The organism is Pseudomonadota bacterium (assembly GCA_026388255.1).
Lineage (GTDB): Bacteria > Desulfobacterota > Syntrophorhabdia > Syntrophorhabdales > Syntrophorhabdaceae > JAPLKB01.
This window is the reverse complement of sequence record JAPLKC010000080.1, coordinates 19791-36180: the sequence shown is the minus strand read 5'-3', so window position 1 is coordinate 36180 and position 16390 is coordinate 19791. Positions and strand designations below refer to the sequence as shown.

The window sequence follows — 16390 nt, the reverse complement described above, 5'->3', positions numbered from 1 at the left end:
CAAATTTATATTAATTGTATTTTCCCGTTGTGAAAATCCGGTAAAACGTATTAAAACATATGGGCAGAGGAACCAACATGAAAACAGATAATAACGATATTATATCCGTGAGCAATCTGTCAAAGGCCTTCGACGGGTTTTTTGCAGTTAACAATATCTCTTTTACCGTGAAATCCGGGGAGATATTTGCCTTTCTTGGTCCGAACGGTGCAGGCAAATCTACCACAATCAAGATGCTCACCACACTGCTTCGCCCGACAGGCGGGGAAATTTCCATGAACGGGCACAATCCTATTGCATCGCCCCATAAGGTTCGCCAGACCTTTGGCATTGTTTTTCAGGACCCGAGTCTTGATGAAGATCTCACCGCATATGAGAATATGGAATACCACGGCATACTCTATAAGGTATCGAAAGACACAAGAAGGCAGAGAATAAAAGAACTCCTCAACATTGTCGAGCTGTGGGACCGGAAGGATGACTTTGTAAAACGTTTTTCAGGAGGTATGAAAAGGAGGCTTGAGATTGCAAGGGGTCTTCTCCATCACCCGAACATTTTATTCCTTGACGAGCCCACCCTTGGCCTCGACCCGCAGACAAGAAACCTTATCTGGAATTATATCAGGGAACTGAACCGGGCAAAAGGGGTAACTGTCTTTTTTACCACCCATTATATGGAGGAAGCGGAACGGGTAGCCCAGCGTATAGCCATTATAGACCACGGCCGGATTGTCGTCCAGGGAACGCTCGATGAGTTAAAGAAAAACACAAATACCGCTTCCCTCGAAGATGCCTTCATCGCCCTTACAGGCCGTGATATCCGGGAAGAAGAATCGAGCGACATGGATAGAATGAGAAGGCATATGAAGTTTTTCAGAGGGCACGGCCGATGAATGCAATCTACGTGCTCTGGATAAGACAGCTAAAGCGGTATTTCCGTTCAAAAACGAGGATTATAGGATCTCTCGGGCAACCCCTCCTTTTTCTTGTTGCCCTTGGATTCGGCTTCGGACCGATATATGCCAAGGCAGGAGGAGGAAATTATATCCAATTTCTTGCGCCGGGCATCATTGCCATGAGTATCCTTTTTACCGCAACGTTCTCGGGTATTGAGGTGCTGTGGGACAGACAATTCGGGTTTTTGAAAGAAATCCTGGTTGCACCTGTATCAAGGCTCCATATCATGATCGGAAAAACCCTCGGTAGTGCTACCGTTGCAGTCATTCAAGGGGTAATCGTATTCTTTATGTCTCTCATCTTCGGTTTTAGACCGACAGACCTCGTCCTGCTGCCTCTTGCCCTCGTATATATGGGATTGATAGCCATAATATTTACAGCCCTTGGAACGGCCATTGCCTCACTTATCGACGATACGCAAGGTTTTCAACTGATCATGAGTTTCCTGATTATGCCCATCTTCTTTCTCTCCGGGGCGTTATTCCCCATGCAAAGCCTGCCGAAAACAGTGGCAGTTATCTCCTCCATCAACCCTCTTTCTTATGGCGTAGACGGCCTTCGAGGGGTCTTGATAAATGGAGCGCACTTCGGGATGGTTACCGATTTCACCGTTCTTATGGTGATCGCAACAGTGATTATGGTGATCGGGGCTTATTTGTTTTCAAGAATGCAGGCATAGCTCGTATACATCCTTTCTTCGCTGTTATCTTTTAACAGGAGAGGGTATCCCCCAATATGATTGACAAAAAACTGAAGGGAACGTAACCTTATTATGTCAGGTGTAGAAATAAAAAAACAGGAGGATTTCACATGGAAAACCGTTTAGATTTTCAGGCAGCGGCAGAGCAATATTCATCAAGTATTGTAAAAGATATCATCCTGTCGATCATAACATGCGGCATCTACTACCTTTTCTGGCAGGCACGGGAGATGAGGGCTGTAAACTATCTCCTTGAAGAGGCGAAATACAATTTCTGGAAATGGTTTCTCTTAACCATTATTACTTGCGGTATTTATCATATTTATTATGAGTATATTCTTGCACAGTCAATCATGGAAGTGCAAAAGAGGCTCGGTAGGCCAATTTCGAACAATCTCCATATATTGAGTGTTGTTCTTGCTATTTTCGGATTAAACATAGTAGCCGATGCGGTTCAGCAGGATGAGATCAACAGGCTTTTCGGGAAAAAATGAAACCATACTTGATACCAAGGAACATCTCATTCCTGGCTCTGTCAGGCTTGGTCGCCCTCCTTTTCTTTCACTACGCCTCAATTGTCCCAGCCGGGAAAATTATCAGTATCCTGGGGTTTGCTGCCTGCCCGTTCAGACTGATAACGGGTATTCCCTGCCCCGGCTGCGGTATGACGCACTCACTCCTCTCGATAATTCAGGGCGATATATGGGATGCAGCGTGTTTTAACCCCTTCTCTTTTTTTCTTATCTTCATCCTTGTCATAAGCCTTTTCCCCGATGCATACATAAAAAGACAGCCGTCGCGCGCTATAAACCTCATGAAATCATTCTTTATTATCGTCCTGTCCTTAGCTCTTTCTTACTGGTTGGTGTTCAAAGTTTTTAAATTTCTGTAAGGGATTTCCAGGTAGTCCTCTGCAAAAAGCTGTCTTCCACGCTCTCTTCCATCTCTTCAAACATCTTGAGGGGCATGGCAAAGGTAAAGAGGTCTCTTCCCATCCTTTTGAGATTTTTCCGTGTTGAGATATCAATAAGTCCGATTACCGCCCTCGGGTTCTCAGACTTTGCCTCCCTGTAAGGGTATATGCCTATGACCTGACAACCGGCGCCAAAGGGGACTATGACACTCTCGTTGCTTTCCCTGTTAAAATTTGCAAGCACAACAAGGGCGGAGAGCTGATCCGGATTTGCCGTGAACACAACGGTAACAGGCTCTTCCTTGGCAGGATCAACGTCCTTGAGGGGCTTAAACAACACGTATTTTTTGGGGATTTGCATCATAGGGAGGAGGTCAACGAATTTCTTTACCAACTCCGGCGATTTCTGATAACGTTCTCCCTGGAGGAAGTCTTCCAGAAACTCTTTTTTTAAAAACTTTCCAATCTCCCTTGCAACCCCTTTCCCTTTCTCGAATTTTTCGTTTCCTGTTGAAAGGAAATGGTAAAAGCATTCAAGACCGCCCGGAAAATTGACATACTGGTTTGAAAAACCAAGGCCTGTACCACCCCCGAAACAACCAAAGGTCTCACTATCTACAACGGCAGTCTTGCCTTTTGCAGCAGCGGAAAAAAGATACATTACACAGGAAACCTTCCCTTTTTTGAACTGAATTGCCTTTTCAGGTTTTTCATCGGTCCATATAATCGCTACCGGGTTAAACTTGAGCTTAAGGGTATCTGCAATCTTGCTCTCCATGGCCTACCTCCTTAATTTGAAACCGTATATCACCGGCAATGCAACATTTTTACCTTTTTTAATCATATCAGAGTCGGTTTGTTATAAGCAAACGATTTTATAGCTTTGTTTATAAGGTCATTTGTTTGTTTTAGGGAAAGATTGCAGTGCCGGCTTGCAAAATTGCTGAGCCTGTGTAAAAATGTAAAAAAAGATATTCTGATAGAACATGTTGAAGAATACTGAATTGTCTCAGGAGGTAAAATCTGAAATGAACAACTACGATCTGGTGTTTGTTGGCCATGTAACAATCGATGACATTGAAGCCGCAGAGGGGTCTTCTTCCGGAGTACCCGGGGGCGCGCCATTCTTCGGAGCCCTTGCAGCAGCGCCGACGAAAAAGAAAATCGCCGTAATCACGAAAATGTCCGGACAGGATGAGTATATACTGACACAATTGAAGGCGGCAGGTGTAGACGTTTTTCTCCTGAATACTCCTGAGACCACGCATATGCGTGTTGTCCACCAGACCGATAATATGGACGAAAGGCTGATTTATCAGACCAAAAACGCGGGATTCTTTGAGATTGAACAGATGCCTTCAATAGAATCCCGGCTGATGCACCTTGGCGCCTTGACCGACCAGGAATTTACTCTGGAATTCATACGACAGTTGAGGAGTCGTACACCTCGACTGTCAATGGATATGCAGAATATCGTGCGCCAGGTCGATAGGACAACAGGGGTGATCCATTTCAAAGATGCACCTGTAAAGAAAGAAATGACAAGCCTTGTCGATGCAGTCAAGCTCGATGTTGTTGAAGCAGAAATACTGACGGGGACAGATGATCTGCATGAGGCAGCCGCTATAGTTGAAGGCTGGGGAAGCGCTGAGACGATGATAACCCGCTCGGACGGTGTGTTTGTCCGTTACAGGGGACAAACATATTTTGAAAAATATTCAAACAAAAGCGCTCACGGCAGAACCGGTCGCGGTGATACAACGATGGGAGCCTATCTGGCCTGGAGAATAGATCACGATGTACATGAATCGTTAAGATTTGCCGTAGCCCTTGCCTCAATAAAGATGGAGACTCCGGGCCCATTCCGGGGTTCTCTTGATGATGTCCTCGCAAGGATGAGTTAGGCAAAAGTTCACTGGTTCGCCCATGCGGTTATTGTACTTTTTCACGGGGGGAGCATATTGCCGTCGAAATGTTCAACGCCGCGTTCCCCTCGAATGTTAATCCAATCAGTTTTACCATTATTGCCAAGCAAATAGATGGTTTCATGATGCTGTCCCACGGTCATGGCCTGTGAAGGTTCAAACCCAAGCCAGAGCTTAAGAAAGACCCTGTTGACGGATGCATGACCGATAACGGCGAATGTCTCGTATTCTTTGATCTCCCTTATTGCATTAATGACCGAGCCTACACGGGTTTCGGCTTCCTTGTAGCATTCGCCTCCAGGCGGTGTGTCGGTCCATGTGGTGCGTAGAAAAAGCCTCTCAGGGGCAACATCTTTGCGTGACATGCCTTCCCATTCACCGCATGAGAGTTCTATCATCCCCTCAACTATAAATATCGGCCAGCCTGTTCTATTTGAAAAGATGGTTGCGGTAGCCTGCGCGCGCCCAAGCGGTGAAGTAAGGATAATCCCGTTATTGTATTGTGATACAAGTCCGGCAAGCCTTTCTGATGAATTTATCCCTTTTTCCGTAAGGGGGTAATCTTTTTGACCGAGGATCACATCTTTACGATTGCCTGTTGTTTCTCCATGCCGTATAAGTAATATCATTGTTATATCCGCTATTGGTAGTAGTTTTGGTGATTTATTTGCATTTTTTCCGGGAAAATGTACCATAAATTCCTGAAGACTTTATACAAAAAATCTCAATCCCCTATTAAGAATAATCCTTGTTAATTTTACAAGGTGGTACACAAGAAAATATGAATTTTATAGGAGATTATTGGGGTGGATGAAGGGTCTCGAACCCTCAACCCCCAGGACCACAGCCTGATGCTCTAACCGTTGAGCTACACCCACCACATCTTGTTTTTTTATCACAACAATGAACAAAAGTCAATGTCAAGAACTGTATCCGGTAAAAATGGTCATTTGCTACTTGATCCACTCCCCGATATCCTTATAACCGGCAATCGTCTTGACAATTTCTTTTTTATTCTGGAGAAATCTGTCCTTCATACCTCGAAGCCATTCTTTGTGCTTGAGCATGTGTTCCACTGTCCCGAGAACACCGCCGTCTTTTATTTTTATTGTCTTACCTTGATTATCTATAACAAAGTAACCATGGCAGAGGGCGCAGATGAATTTTCCCTGTTCCATCCTCACAATCTCACAGCCGCAGAAGGGGCAGCCGTCTTCATTTTTCATTCTTTTATCTGAAGAAAGAACTTCCGCAAGCATTCCCGCTTTTTGTCTTCCTTCCTCCGACATCAGAATCTCTCCCGGCAGGGCTGCCCTGATGTTTATACTTGCCTTGATGTCCAGTCCAAGGAAGGCTGCAAACGTCATAAGGGCGTGTGGGGCAGCGCCTATACGCCCCTCAATCCCGTAAGTATTTATCAGTATGCATGGTTTGCCGTATGTTTTTTCAAGCACGGTAAAGAAAAGGAAGCCCCGGTCCAGTATCCTTTTGAAGATGCTGTGCGCACCGAGGTAATATATGGGTGAAGCCATAATTATTGCGTCAGCTTCAACTATCTGTGATAAAAGGAACGCCATATCGTCTTCATTGGGGCACGGCTTGTCCATAATACATCCATAACAGGCATTGCAGGGCAGAATATTGAGTGCCGGCAGTCTGATAAGCTTAAGCCTGTGATTGACGTTCAATTGGTTTGAAATTTCCTTTATAAATACCTCGCAGTTTCCCAGTCTCCTGGGTGAACCGACAAGACCGAGAACCAGTTTTGAGTTTTGAGCATTGAGTGTTGAATTATTTTCAACCATATAAATACCCTATAATATTAGCGTATTGTGCGTTTTATCTCTTTCAGTCTTATTTCGTGAACCTTTTCCCGGCATTTCATGTAAATATCGAAAGATAGAAGGGCAATCCTGTCTATTCTTTCTTCTAATTGAAGCAACCCCTCCAGGGTTTCCGTCTCTTTGTTTCCGCCCCCCGGTTTCATGCTGCTTGTCCCTTCAAATCCGTCCTTTGTTATTTCTTCCATTATCGCCTTTTTTAAAAGGAAAACAAATGATATTGCCTCAGATGGTGCGAAGTCCTGAACAGCCCTGATTTTGATAATATTTTCCAGGGCATTGTTGAGCCTGTTCATATCCATTTTTCCAGCAAGTTCGTTGTAGACATGCTCCATTTCATTACGAATTGTGAAACCTACAGGATTTTGAAACCTGTCCTCAGAATTTTCAAAAACCCCTGATGATCCAGGCGGATAAGTTTCCATAATCAGGCTTAAACATCTTTTGATGATATGATTTTTTTTGCTTGATAGAAGTTCTTCGATAACCATTTTTATCTTTAATGCTTTATCGGATATGACTTAATTACTTCAGGAAGCGCTTTCATAAACCATGGGGTATAGTTTGCAGGATGATTATCCACATCTTCCAGCAATGAGTCTATGCCGATGAATTTCCATTCCTCTATCTCATCTTTGTCCGGTTTTAATGGGCCATCATAAAAACCGATAAAAACGTGATCAACTTCATTTTCTCCATATTTTTTGTCGTAATCCAATTTATACTGGAATTTAAAAAGATATTTCAGTGGGCATATAAACCCCATCTCTTCCATGAGCCTTCTTTGCGTAGCATTCTCCAGGTCTTCCCCCTTTCTTGGATGGGAGCAGCAAGAATTTGTCCAGAATCCGGGCCATGTATCCTTTAATCCGCTTCTTTTATGGATGAGCATTTCGCCTTTTGAATTGATAATAAATATGGAAAATGCGCGATGAAGCTTTGTGGGTATAAGATGGCATTTTTCTTTTTCATCATAACCAGCGATGTTGTCTTCAGAGTCAATGAGGATGAGCATATCCATGCATTAATATTGTTTAGTATTCGATTAAAGTCAACACAAAAAAGTCAGGCCTGTCGGACATGAAACATCACAAACCAAGCTGGCTGTGCGAACCGGGACGGACCAAATCAAGATGCTCATCGTCGGGTTTGCGGTAAATCAGGATTAGATCGGCCCATTCACCAAGAAGCGGATGATCAACGTTGGTGCGGGGCAGGGGCAAGCAAATTTACAACTTCCATCAAGAAGGCATCAATGATTTTACTGTGCCGCCCTGATTTTTCCCGCTTATAATCACGCTTAAAGCGTGTGGCATACCTAATCTCCCGCATTGAGTTTCTCGAACAGGCGATCAGGGGTTCCGGCCGTAACAAGCTCGCCGCGACGGGCGGCCTTCATGGCTTCAATGATTTTGTCATTGGGATCGAGGGGGTCAAAAGGCAAGGTCTTTTCGTTCGCAATGCGAATCATCATCATACGGAAAGCATCAGAAACGATAAGCCCGATAGAAGCAAGCACCGCTTTGGCTTGGGCTTTAATATGCTTATCGATACGCACACGGACAACTGAGTTTGTAGCCATATGTGGTTACCTCTTATTGAACTACACTGTAGCCCATAAGAGGCATAAAGTTATGCAGGGATTCAATAGTTCTTTATTCCCAATCGTTTGCCGTGTGGTTGGTATGAATACCCAATTTCAGTTTCTGTCCGGTGTATCCTGAAAAAGTTGTTTCCCTTTGTAAAGATGATACACTCGTAAAAAGTCAAAAAACCGTCACTCCCGTGAAAACTGGAGTCCAGAACACATCGAAATCACTGGATTCCCACTTTCGTGGGAATGACAAAACGACAGAAATACGACTTTTTACGAGTTCATCAAAGATAATCATATAAAAATGGGGAAAACTAAATTAATACGGCAGAAATCCCGATGGCCAAAGAAAGGGGCTTCTTTATTTTGGTGTGTTGCTTCTACCGAGACAGCCGTTGATCCATGCAGGAGAAATGAATCGGCCCCGCTTGCTCCATGTCCTGCTTCTCATATATAAAGATGGGGGCGCCCCACTTCCGATAAGAGAAAAGGGAGAGGAGCAGGATATTTTAAAATCTAATGGGCAGCTTGGTGCAAAATAGACCTTGGTCTTGTTGATGCTGTGCAAGCAGAGACAGGATTTGATATAGAACTCCCGTTTTTCCAGTGATGGAGAGCGGGGGAGTTTTTACTGTGATGGTGGAGAAAATTGCTGTTGAGCTCTTTGATCACAAATACCTATATGTAACACGTTCACCTATTTATCAAGTATATGGCTTTTTAACTTTGATCGAGTATTATAGAAAGAAATGTACGCTGTATGGGCCGTATCGCAATGAAAAAAAATAACGTCTCAACATCCCCTTTTTTATGCCCTTTATGTAGTAATATTATCCATAAAGACTCGCTGGGACTGAAGTAAAAACAGCAGAGGGACAACTCTGCACAGTAAATAACGTGAGATCAAACACTAAAAAAAGAGTATTAAGGGGTTTATTCCTTTTCAGGAATGATGGGATTGGGCACTTTGATATATTTACGGTCCCAGTTGTTATCCAGATTCCCAACGGGTCTGATAAATGTGTAATCACCCGGTTTTGTCAGCATATTGTCCACAACCGGAGCCGCCAAGTCTGGATTAAAAGCCAAAAAAGGCAAGGATATTATGGTGCCGGCTGTACCAAAGGCGCAAGCTACAATTCCCAACGGTCTAGTCAATATTAAGTCCACAAATATGTTTTCTGCTTTTGATTGGGATTTTCCCTGTGCATTTGCTTGGGAGTGCATGAAAACCATAAATACACTTAGAGTTACAATAAAGAATATAGTTAAACTCAGGCGATTTTTCTTCATATAACACTCCTTTTAAGGAGATATTTGAACTTTAATTATAATAGCATCATTTTCTAATAATAAGTAACAAAAAAACAGTAACAATTATGCAAAAAATAACCTTGAATTAAGCAAAGGTCTTTATTTGTGTTTATCGTTTGTTACCATTTGAAAGCAACTACGATATAGAAAACTCAGTCTTTGTTTGTTTCAGAAAGGATGTTTGGCTTACTGGCAGAAACCGTGCAGCCTGACTTCCAGAATGTTAATGCTTTAATGCCATGCCCATTCAATAAACGGTTTTTCGATATCAGTCATGGCATTGACTATTAATTCAACCAGACCGCCGTAGAAAATGCCGCATTTCCCGTTGACATCATAATAGTTGAACAGTTCTCGTATCTGTCCTTTGCAGTTTGAGCAAGGGGCACATACATATTTTTTATCGTCCGGTGAAATAACATCTTGAAATGTCTCTAAAATCTGTTTCAGCTTCATCCGGCCTGAGACTGCACTGCGCCAGTCAGGGAAATTCATGGACTGCATGATGGCAAATCCGCTTCCGCCCCCGCAACAGTAATTATCCACACCGTGGGGCTCCATCTCCCTGAACTGCGGGCAGATTTTCCTTAATATATTTCTCTGAGGTTCCATAATCCCCATTAATCTTACCATGTTACATGGGTCATGAAGGGTCACGGGAAAATCATTCCTGGCCGGATCCAGTCTTAACTTTCCGTTGCACACAATCTCTTCCAGGAGCGGCAGCGCGCTTTCCCTCGGGATGTTGAGATCGCCTGTCAGCACCCTGTCAGCAATTACAATCATCGCCTTATGGGCATGGCCGCATTCCCCCACATTAATCTTTTTAACCTTCAGGCTTTTCGCAACTTCAGCATGTCGGATTGCAATACGTGCAAGCTGAATATCATCATACCAGACGCCGTAATTGACTGCATCATATCCCATGACCTCACTGGAGAGTGTCCAGTCAATGCCCGCTGCATCAAAAATGATTGCAAATGCCTCTGTATTTTCAGGCCATGCAATGAACTCACCTGCATTATGCAAAAGAAGTATTTCCGCCCCTTTTTTATCAACCGGGATTTTTATCCTCTTTCCGGCTATTTCTTCAATTTCGTCTTCCATAAAACTGATTAGATTGCTTAATGCCTTCGGGGTGATGCCGGTAGAAGAACCGGTTTTTAATTGCTGGATTGTGCCGAGTTCATGAAGCTCCCTTGGGGCAATACCGAGTTCCTGACTGAAGAGCTTTCTGATCTCACGGCTTATCAGTCCGTTATCCACGCCGAGGGGGCATACCTGTGCGCATTTCCTGCACAGGGTACATCTGTAAGCAAGCTCAGCCAACCTTGATAAAAGTGTCCAGTTCAGTTCAATATCGCTGCCTGTTATGAAGGATAAGAATTTACCCTTCTTTTTGATGTATTTTTCTATAATCCGCCTTAGTACCTCCGGACGATAGGTAGGCCTGTATATCTCCTTCTTCCCGCTTGCAATATAGGCCGGGCAGGAATCGTTGCATATCTGGCATTTCACACAGTATTCAAGGGAATGAAAAAGCGGCTGGAGGAAAGTCCAGTTATTTTCTTTTGAAAGGAGTTTTTCAAGACCTGAAAGGAATTTTTTGACAAGTGCATCCTCTTCCTCTTTGGTTGTCGGCTTCGGTATGCCTATTGCGAGGAATCCGTCAAGCGATGTGTCATACCGGTCCTTTTGCTCTCCCGTGAGTTCTTTGAAAGGTGGTTCATCATCTGGTTTATTGTAAGGGTAGGGCAGGGGCATTAGGTCTTCGGGACTTATATTGACCATCCGGTTGCTTTGCTTGCCGATATCCTCTATCTTCATTGTTTTGTTGCTTCCTTCCATGTCTTGCCGGATTCGATGTGTGGCGCCGACCATGTTATCTTTTGATCAAAAAGTTCTTGCAGTTTTTTCTCAAGTACGCTGCCCCGCACGTTTGGCTCATCATCCCATCTGATTAAGAAAAAGGCAAAGAACCGTGTAATATAATGCATGGATCGGGTAAAAGGGAGGTATATCAAAAACAGGTTAAAAAGCACGATATGCACTGCTGCGCCCGGCTTCACATTGATAAAATTCAAAGTAATAAGTCCCTTCCAGAATTCCCGGTATTCGGACAACATGGGGTCAACAAAAAACCAGGCATATATACCGCTTAAAAAAATGACTAGGGTGAAGGCATAAGAAAAGTAATTGAGAGGGGAGGCATAAAGACTGAGGTTTTTATCAATAATCCTTTTAACGAATAAGCCCGTGCTCCCCAAAGTGCCGGTAATGAAGCTTATAACTCCGGTGAACAATATTGCGTAGTAGAAAACAATGCCGGGAATATTTGAAGAATTGGGAGATATTGTCATGCCGGAGAGCATAGAGACTGCGCCAAAAAAACAAAATATATGGAATGTAATGATTAACATGAAACCGATGTGCCAGAGGTACAAAAAAAACCAATAACTTGCATGTCTTTTATAATATTCACTGAGGGTGAAGTATTCTTTTAACAGGAACAGCACGCGCCGCAATGTATGCTTCCGGCGGATATCTTTTTGCCGATCCGTGTGCTCGAAACATGAGCCGGTATAACGATATTGTTCTTCATGCACTACAGGGTATAGCTCCCAACGGAGATGTGTAGGCATCCTGATATATTTCACGGCCTTGATGGTATACATGCCAATGATGAAAATATAGGCAAAGTACGTAAGGGTGGCCAAGAAGATATTCAATCACACGCATCCTGTGGGTTTTGGAAGCCCTGCTATCTTGCATGCCCCCTTTGCCGGTCCACCCGGAAAAAGCTGATATATCTTCTTCAAATCTATGCCTGTCTGCTTTACCAGCATCCGTACAGGCGGGGCAATCTCATATTTTATGAAGTAATCTCTCAGGTAATTGACAACCTTCCAATGCTCCTCGGTCATTGGATATGCATTCTCTATCTTTGCGATGTCCTGTGCTATATCCTCGTTCCATTTGTCCGGTTCCTGGATAAAACCATCTTCATCGGTCTCGACTTCTACTCCGCCAAGCGTAATCTTTGCCATATAATTCCTCCTGTTCTATTCTTGTTGGGTCCAATAACCTGCGGCTTGCCGCGAAGGTTTTTCCGTCTCTGACATATATGCCCCGATGTTTGTGGCAGGATGTCTATTCCGGGTACGATTCTTATATTGCAATGCGGAAGATACAAAAGCACCTGCCCATTCCGGTGTACCAAGGGCATGGAGATGGGTATACGACGCGAAGAGGTTTTTATATATAATGCCATCCTTAAGGCCGTCTATCCCGGTGCCTCTTCTTACATGAAAGGCGCATTCAAGCGCATCTGTATCGGTCAGCATTGAATGGTGGAACTCATGGCCGCGCAAAACCTTTCCCACCGGAAAAAACTGGTTTTCCTGTACGACTTCAATTTCAACATAACCGTGTCCCTGAGGTTTTTTGCATATCTCTATTACGGAAGGGATAAGGCCGGCCATAGGATAAAGTCTGTTGTTTGAACGAATCCCTTTGCACAGATACATGAGACCGGCGCACTCTGCGTAAACAGGGAGCCCTCTTTCTATGGAGAGTGCGATCTCTGCCATTAAAGCGTTGTTAGCCGCCAGTTCCTCAAGGTAGAATTCCGGGAAACCTCCTCCGATGTAAAGGGCGTCAATTCCCGGCAGGGTACTGTCTCTTAAGGAGTCAATGAAGACAAGCCTGGCTCCGCCCTTTGTCAGGGCTTCAAGATTTTCCGGATAATAGAAGCTGAAAACCCGGTCAAGAAACACCCCGATCCGGACAGGGGATTCAGAGGCCGCCCATACCCCGTAAGGCCCTGGGCTTACGCCTTTACTTTGCCTTCCATGATTGAGATAGCCTTCCCCTGTGCCTGCCGCAATTTTCAGGATGCCGGCAATATCAAGGTGTTTTTCTGCTTTCCGCGAGATGTATTCTATTGCTGAAGCGCTGGATGCATTTTCATGAAAGGGTATAAGACCCAGATGTCTCTCTGAAATATTCAGGCCAATGTCTCTCGGAATAGTCCCCAAAACCGGTATTTTACAGTATTGTTCAACTGCATCGATGAGTTTCCCTGCATGCCTTGACCCCGACACGTTGTTGAGGATAATGCCCGCTATCCTGGTGTCGGGCTCAAAGCTCTGATAGCCCATAATCAATGCCGCTACGCTTCTGGTCATACGGGCAGTATCAATTACGAGCAGAATGGGCACTTGAAGCAGCCTTGCCAGATAGGCAGAACTGCCGTTTCCATTCCTGTCAATACCGTCATATAATCCCATATTTCCTTCAATAAGGGCGATATTGGCATCGGCTGATGCCTGTTCAAAGCTTTTCAGCAATACGTTTTTCTTCATAAGAAAGGCATCAAGGTTGCGGCACATATTGCCGGATGCGGCAGACAACCATGATGGATCAATATAATCAGGACCTTTCTTAAAAGGCTGTACTGTATAGCCCTGTTTTGTCAATACGCTTGCAAGACCTATGCTTATAACAGTCTTGCCGGAACGGCCTGAAGGCGCAGCCACCATAAACCTGGGTAATAACTTATCTTTCACTCAAAAGTCTCCTGCGTACCGGGTTTTGCCATTAAGCCCCCGCCTCTTCGTCTTTGAGTTTTATGAACGATGCACCAAGGTATATATATTCTATTTTGCCTTCCTTACTCAATTCTGTGATTGCTTTATCCACAAGGTGTTTGTCAATCCCTATCTCACGCGCCACATCCCTGTTTTTTGCCTTGCTTACTGTTTTCAGGTAATCAATTACCTTTTGTTTTAATTCACTGTCTATCACGTCTGCCAAAACGACTACCTCCTTTCTCTTACCATTTGAACTGTGTTGTTGTCCTGTAAGTTTCCACTGCATGAGTAAAGTCATCTATGTGTTGTTCTGTAAAGGGTATCTCAGTCAATTTGAAGAATTTTTCCCATCCTATTCTCTCAATCCACTCGCCCATCCTCTCGTACTTCTTTGCGCCACTTGCATATATCTCCACCACCTTCTTTATCACATCTACAACCTCGGGCCAGCGGGGCGGGTTATTCGGCAGATAGGGAACAATCATCCGTGAAAACATGGGCGGTTTTCTGGCGTTTGATACCTTGCCACCGGCATATATTGCCACGCCGTCGCCATCTGCATCGGCCAGAGGCATAGCAGGGCATACGGTAAAGCAATTTGCGCAGTACATGCAGAGGTCTTCCCGTACCGTGACGCTTTTTATATTCGGGTCTGCATGACGGCGTATTGCCCCTGTCGGACAGGATTGTATAGTTGTCGGGATCTCGCATTGCGCCAGCACCTTTTCATTGTCGACCTTCGGGGGCTTTCTGTGGATTCCCACAATTGCCAGGTCTGAACAGTGTACAGCCCCGCACATGTTAATGCAGCACGCAACGGCAATCCTCAGAAATGCCGGCAGTTTCATACTGGTAAAATATTCATAAAGCTCGTCCATAACGCTCTTCACAAGGCCTGAAGCATCTGTTGCAGCGCTGTGGCAGTGTATCCATCCCTGGGTGTGGATAATATTCGAGATACAGGCGCCGGTACCGCCGACAGGAAGGCCGAGCTTCGCAGCCTCTTCGATAACCCCGTCCGTTTTTTCCCTGGTATCTGTAAGAAACTCGATGTTGGAGCGGCTCGTGAATCTCAAATGGCCGTCGCAGTATTTATCCGCTATGTTGCAGATATCGCGGATAAAGTCTATACTAACCAGCCTCGGTGATCCTACCCTTACCGTGAACATCTCATCGCCGGTTTCCGACACGTGCCTGAGGACACCGGGACGGGGCGTTTCATGGTATTTCCATTTTCCGTAATTCATCTTTATAACATCCGGCAGCATCTCCCGAAAATCGGGTGGTCCAATGTCTGTTCTTCCCATGTGATCCCTCCTTATTAAAAATACACGTACGGGTTGGCCCTGGGCTTATACACCATCTGCGGCACAGGTTTTATACCGAGGTCGTTCAGAAATGTTTTAAGCCCCTTCCTTTCGATGAGTTCCGCAAGCCTTTCCCTGGTCTTTCCGTGCTCGTCCCACCAGTCCCAAATTTTACGGAGCAGGTCTTTCATCTCATCATAGGGAGGCTCAAGTTTCATGAATGGCACTAATACCCAGGAAAGGTACGCCCCCTTTATGATGGGCGCTTTTCCGCCGATCAGTATTGTCGCACCCGTATCAAGCCCCGGCCTGATTGCTTTTGGCATCTTATTGATACAGTGCATGCACCTGACACAATCCTCTGCGTTAAGCTTCAGTTCTTTTGTTTCCGCATCCCACATAAGGGCTTCCGATGGGCATTTATCAACAATAAGTCCTCTTACATCAAATCCATTATCTGCGTATACCTTTACAGCGTTCTGGTCAATGCGCAGGCTGTCTCTCCATGTACCAATAATGGTAAAATCTGCCCGTGCAATTGCAGCAACACAGTCATTAGGGCATCCGGAAGCCTTGATCTTGAATTTATAGGGCCATCTCGGTCTGTGAATCTCATCCTGGAATTCCATGGTAAGATCGTAGACAAGGTCGAGGGTATCGATATTGGACCACTCACATCGTGCCTTGCCGACGCAACCGGCAATAGTACGGAGTGCTGAACCTGAGCCGCCAAGATCGAAACCGGCTTCAATCAACGTATCAAAGCAGGGTTGTAAATGTTCCGTAGTGGTGCCGAGGAGAATAATATCTCCTGTGGAACCATGAAAATTTGTCATTCCGCTCCCATGTTTTTCCCAGATGTCACATATTTTCCGCAGGCTTTTTGTTGTATAAAACCAGCCGGCAGGATGGTTTATGCGCATGGTATGGAAGGCTGCCGCATTAGGGAACTTTTCCGGTACGTCGCTGTATCTCCCTATAACGCCACTTCCATAGCCGGTGACACCCACTATCCCGCCATGTTTCCAATGGGTAACCCTTTCTTCGTATGATAGTTCCTGAATGCCGAGCAGGTCTTTGGCTGCTGCATTCTTTTTTGCCATGCGCTTGATTTCTTTTACATAACTCGGCCAGGGGCCTTTTTCCAACTCGTCCAACAATTGTGTTTCATCCGCCATTGTTACACCTCCTAAGATATTGTTGCTTTTCGCACCTCCTTCTGAGCAATGTTGTCTGTATGCCTTCAG

The 16390-nt window shown here is 44.7% G+C and carries 20 protein-coding genes, 1 tRNA gene and 1 pseudogene; 6 read left to right on the top strand and 16 right to left on the bottom strand.

What is annotated here, in order from left to right; translation table 11 throughout:
• Positions 1-77 precede the first annotated feature (77 nt).
• The 4 genes from NT178_09280 (at position 78) to NT178_09265 (ending at position 2549) form a co-directional block, all read left to right on the top strand.
• The gene (locus NT178_09280) at positions 78-893 is read left to right on the top strand and encodes an ATP-binding cassette domain-containing protein (protein ID MCX5812719.1); all 816 of its coding nucleotides are present in this window, start codon (positions 78-80) and stop codon (positions 891-893) included.
• Complete coding sequence (locus NT178_09275; protein MCX5812718.1) at positions 890-1636, top strand: ABC transporter permease; 747 nt, start codon at positions 890-892, stop codon at positions 1634-1636. The genes NT178_09280 and NT178_09275 overlap by 4 nt, the downstream gene beginning before the upstream one ends.
• Positions 1637-1767: 131 nt before the next feature.
• The gene (locus NT178_09270; GenBank protein ID MCX5812717.1) at positions 1768-2151 is read left to right on the top strand and encodes a DUF4234 domain-containing protein; all 384 of its coding nucleotides are present in this window, start codon (positions 1768-1770) and stop codon (positions 2149-2151) included.
• Positions 2148-2549, top strand: a complete 402-nt coding sequence (locus NT178_09265; protein ID MCX5812716.1) for a DUF2752 domain-containing protein — start codon at positions 2148-2150, stop codon at positions 2547-2549. Before NT178_09270 ends, NT178_09265 begins: the two co-directional genes overlap by 4 nt.
• Here NT178_09265 and NT178_09260 read toward each other — a convergent pair.
• A complete protein-coding gene (locus tag NT178_09260) occupies positions 2536-3348 on the bottom strand; it encodes a DUF169 domain-containing protein (protein ID MCX5812715.1) in 813 nt (270 codons plus the stop codon). The genes NT178_09265 and NT178_09260 overlap by 14 nt on opposite strands.
• Positions 3349-3598: 250 nt before the next feature.
• Here NT178_09260 and NT178_09255 point away from each other — a divergent pair, with 250 nt between their 5' ends.
• Positions 3599-4474, top strand: coding sequence for a PfkB family carbohydrate kinase (locus NT178_09255; GenBank protein MCX5812714.1), 876 nt, complete (start codon positions 3599-3601; stop codon positions 4472-4474).
• 41 nt (positions 4475-4515) lie between these two features.
• Here NT178_09255 and NT178_09250 read toward each other — a convergent pair whose 3' ends face one another.
• The 7 genes and pseudogenes from NT178_09250 to NT178_09220 all read right to left on the bottom strand — a co-directional run bounded on the left by NT178_09250 (position 4516) and on the right by NT178_09220 (position 7918).
• Positions 4516-5124, bottom strand: coding sequence for a histidine phosphatase family protein (locus tag NT178_09250; protein ID MCX5812713.1), 609 nt, complete (start codon positions 5122-5124; stop codon positions 4516-4518).
• A gap of 173 nt (positions 5125-5297) precedes the next feature.
• Positions 5298-5373, bottom strand: a tRNA-His gene (locus NT178_09245).
• Between the two features lie 75 nt (positions 5374-5448).
• The gene (locus NT178_09240) at positions 5449-6300 is read right to left on the bottom strand and encodes a flavodoxin family protein (GenBank protein MCX5812712.1); all 852 of its coding nucleotides are present in this window, start codon (positions 6298-6300) and stop codon (positions 5449-5451) included.
• A gap of 17 nt (positions 6301-6317) precedes the next feature.
• On the bottom strand, positions 6318-6827 hold the full coding sequence (locus tag NT178_09235; protein MCX5812711.1) for an RsbRD N-terminal domain-containing protein: 510 nt from the start codon (positions 6825-6827) through the stop codon (positions 6318-6320).
• Between the two features lie 8 nt (positions 6828-6835).
• Positions 6836-7357, bottom strand: a complete 522-nt coding sequence (gene idi / locus NT178_09230) for an isopentenyl-diphosphate Delta-isomerase (GenBank protein ID MCX5812710.1) — start codon at positions 7355-7357, stop codon at positions 6836-6838.
• A 67-nt stretch (positions 7358-7424) separates the two neighbouring features.
• Positions 7425-7668 (bottom strand): annotated as a pseudogene (locus NT178_09225) (type II toxin-antitoxin system YafQ family toxin).
• Positions 7655-7918: a type II toxin-antitoxin system RelB/DinJ family antitoxin gene (locus NT178_09220; protein ID MCX5812709.1), complete on the bottom strand. Its 264-nt coding sequence runs from the start codon at positions 7916-7918 to the stop codon at positions 7655-7657. The pseudogene NT178_09225 and the gene NT178_09220 overlap by 14 nt, the downstream one beginning before the upstream one ends.
• A gap of 425 nt (positions 7919-8343) precedes the next feature.
• Between NT178_09220 and NT178_09215 the strand changes: the two genes are divergently transcribed.
• Positions 8344-8472: a hypothetical protein gene (locus NT178_09215; protein ID MCX5812708.1), complete on the top strand. Its 129-nt coding sequence runs from the start codon at positions 8344-8346 to the stop codon at positions 8470-8472.
• A gap of 391 nt (positions 8473-8863) precedes the next feature.
• Here the strand turns inward: NT178_09215 and NT178_09210 are convergent, their stop codons facing one another.
• The 8 genes from NT178_09210 to dsrA form a co-directional block, all read right to left on the bottom strand.
• On the bottom strand, positions 8864-9223 hold the full coding sequence (locus NT178_09210; protein ID MCX5812707.1) for a hypothetical protein: 360 nt from the start codon (positions 9221-9223) through the stop codon (positions 8864-8866).
• 252 nt (positions 9224-9475) lie between these two features.
• Positions 9476-11071, bottom strand: a complete 1596-nt coding sequence (locus NT178_09205; GenBank protein ID MCX5812706.1) for a (Fe-S)-binding protein — start codon at positions 11069-11071, stop codon at positions 9476-9478.
• Positions 11068-11973: a respiratory nitrate reductase subunit gamma gene (locus NT178_09200; GenBank protein ID MCX5812705.1), complete on the bottom strand. Its 906-nt coding sequence runs from the start codon at positions 11971-11973 to the stop codon at positions 11068-11070. The genes NT178_09205 and NT178_09200 overlap by 4 nt, the downstream gene beginning before the upstream one ends.
• The gene (locus NT178_09195; GenBank protein MCX5812704.1) at positions 11974-12291 is read right to left on the bottom strand and encodes a TusE/DsrC/DsvC family sulfur relay protein; all 318 of its coding nucleotides are present in this window, start codon (positions 12289-12291) and stop codon (positions 11974-11976) included.
• A 15-nt stretch (positions 12292-12306) separates the two neighbouring features.
• Complete coding sequence (cobB, locus tag NT178_09190; protein MCX5812703.1) at positions 12307-13812, bottom strand: hydrogenobyrinic acid a,c-diamide synthase (glutamine-hydrolyzing); 1506 nt, start codon at positions 13810-13812, stop codon at positions 12307-12309.
• A gap of 31 nt (positions 13813-13843) precedes the next feature.
• On the bottom strand, positions 13844-14059 hold the full coding sequence (locus NT178_09185; protein ID MCX5812702.1) for a hypothetical protein: 216 nt from the start codon (positions 14057-14059) through the stop codon (positions 13844-13846).
• Positions 14060-14078: 19 nt separating this feature from the next.
• Entirely contained in the window at positions 14079-15143 is a 1065-nt protein-coding gene (gene dsrB / locus NT178_09180) for a dissimilatory-type sulfite reductase subunit beta (GenBank protein MCX5812701.1), read from the bottom strand.
• Between the two features lie 14 nt (positions 15144-15157).
• Entirely contained in the window at positions 15158-16321 is a 1164-nt protein-coding gene (dsrA, locus tag NT178_09175) for a dissimilatory-type sulfite reductase subunit alpha (protein ID MCX5812700.1), read from the bottom strand.
• Positions 16322-16390 lie beyond the last annotated feature (69 nt).

Bases quoted from the DNA above. Each gene is read 5' to 3' on its own strand.
- NT178_09265 (MCX5812716.1), top strand. From the start codon at position 2,148: ATGAAACCATACTTGATACCAAGGAACATCTCATTCCTGGCTCTGTCA.
- NT178_09250 (MCX5812713.1), bottom strand. From the start codon at position 5,124: ATGATATTACTTATACGGCATGGAGAAACAACAGGCAATCGTAAAGAT.
- NT178_09210 (MCX5812707.1), bottom strand. From the start codon at position 9,223: ATGAAGAAAAATCGCCTGAGTTTAACTATATTCTTTATTGTAACTCTA.
- NT178_09205 (MCX5812706.1), bottom strand. From the start codon at position 11,071: ATGAAGATAGAGGATATCGGCAAGCAAAGCAACCGGATGGTCAATATA.
- dsrB (MCX5812701.1), bottom strand. From the start codon at position 15,143: ATGGGAAGAACAGACATTGGACCACCCGATTTTCGGGAGATGCTGCCG.
- NT178_09280 (MCX5812719.1), top strand. From the start codon at position 78: ATGAAAACAGATAATAACGATATTATATCCGTGAGCAATCTGTCAAAG.
- NT178_09195 (MCX5812704.1), bottom strand. From the start codon at position 12,291: ATGGCAAAGATTACGCTTGGCGGAGTAGAAGTCGAGACCGATGAAGAT.
- NT178_09260 (MCX5812715.1), bottom strand. From the start codon at position 3,348: ATGGAGAGCAAGATTGCAGATACCCTTAAGCTCAAGTTTAACCCGGTA.
- NT178_09255 (MCX5812714.1), top strand. From the start codon at position 3,599: ATGAACAACTACGATCTGGTGTTTGTTGGCCATGTAACAATCGATGAC.
- NT178_09270 (MCX5812717.1), top strand. From the start codon at position 1,768: ATGGAAAACCGTTTAGATTTTCAGGCAGCGGCAGAGCAATATTCATCA.
- NT178_09235 (MCX5812711.1), bottom strand. From the start codon at position 6,827: ATGGTTATCGAAGAACTTCTATCAAGCAAAAAAAATCATATCATCAAA.
- NT178_09215 (MCX5812708.1), top strand. From the start codon at position 8,344: ATGAATCGGCCCCGCTTGCTCCATGTCCTGCTTCTCATATATAAAGAT.
- NT178_09220 (MCX5812709.1), bottom strand. From the start codon at position 7,918: ATGGCTACAAACTCAGTTGTCCGTGTGCGTATCGATAAGCATATTAAA.
- NT178_09240 (MCX5812712.1), bottom strand. From the start codon at position 6,300: ATGGTTGAAAATAATTCAACACTCAATGCTCAAAACTCAAAACTGGTT.
- idi (MCX5812710.1), bottom strand. From the start codon at position 7,357: ATGGATATGCTCATCCTCATTGACTCTGAAGACAACATCGCTGGTTAT.
- dsrA (MCX5812700.1), bottom strand. From the start codon at position 16,321: ATGGCGGATGAAACACAATTGTTGGACGAGTTGGAAAAAGGCCCCTGG.
- NT178_09275 (MCX5812718.1), top strand. From the start codon at position 890: ATGAATGCAATCTACGTGCTCTGGATAAGACAGCTAAAGCGGTATTTC.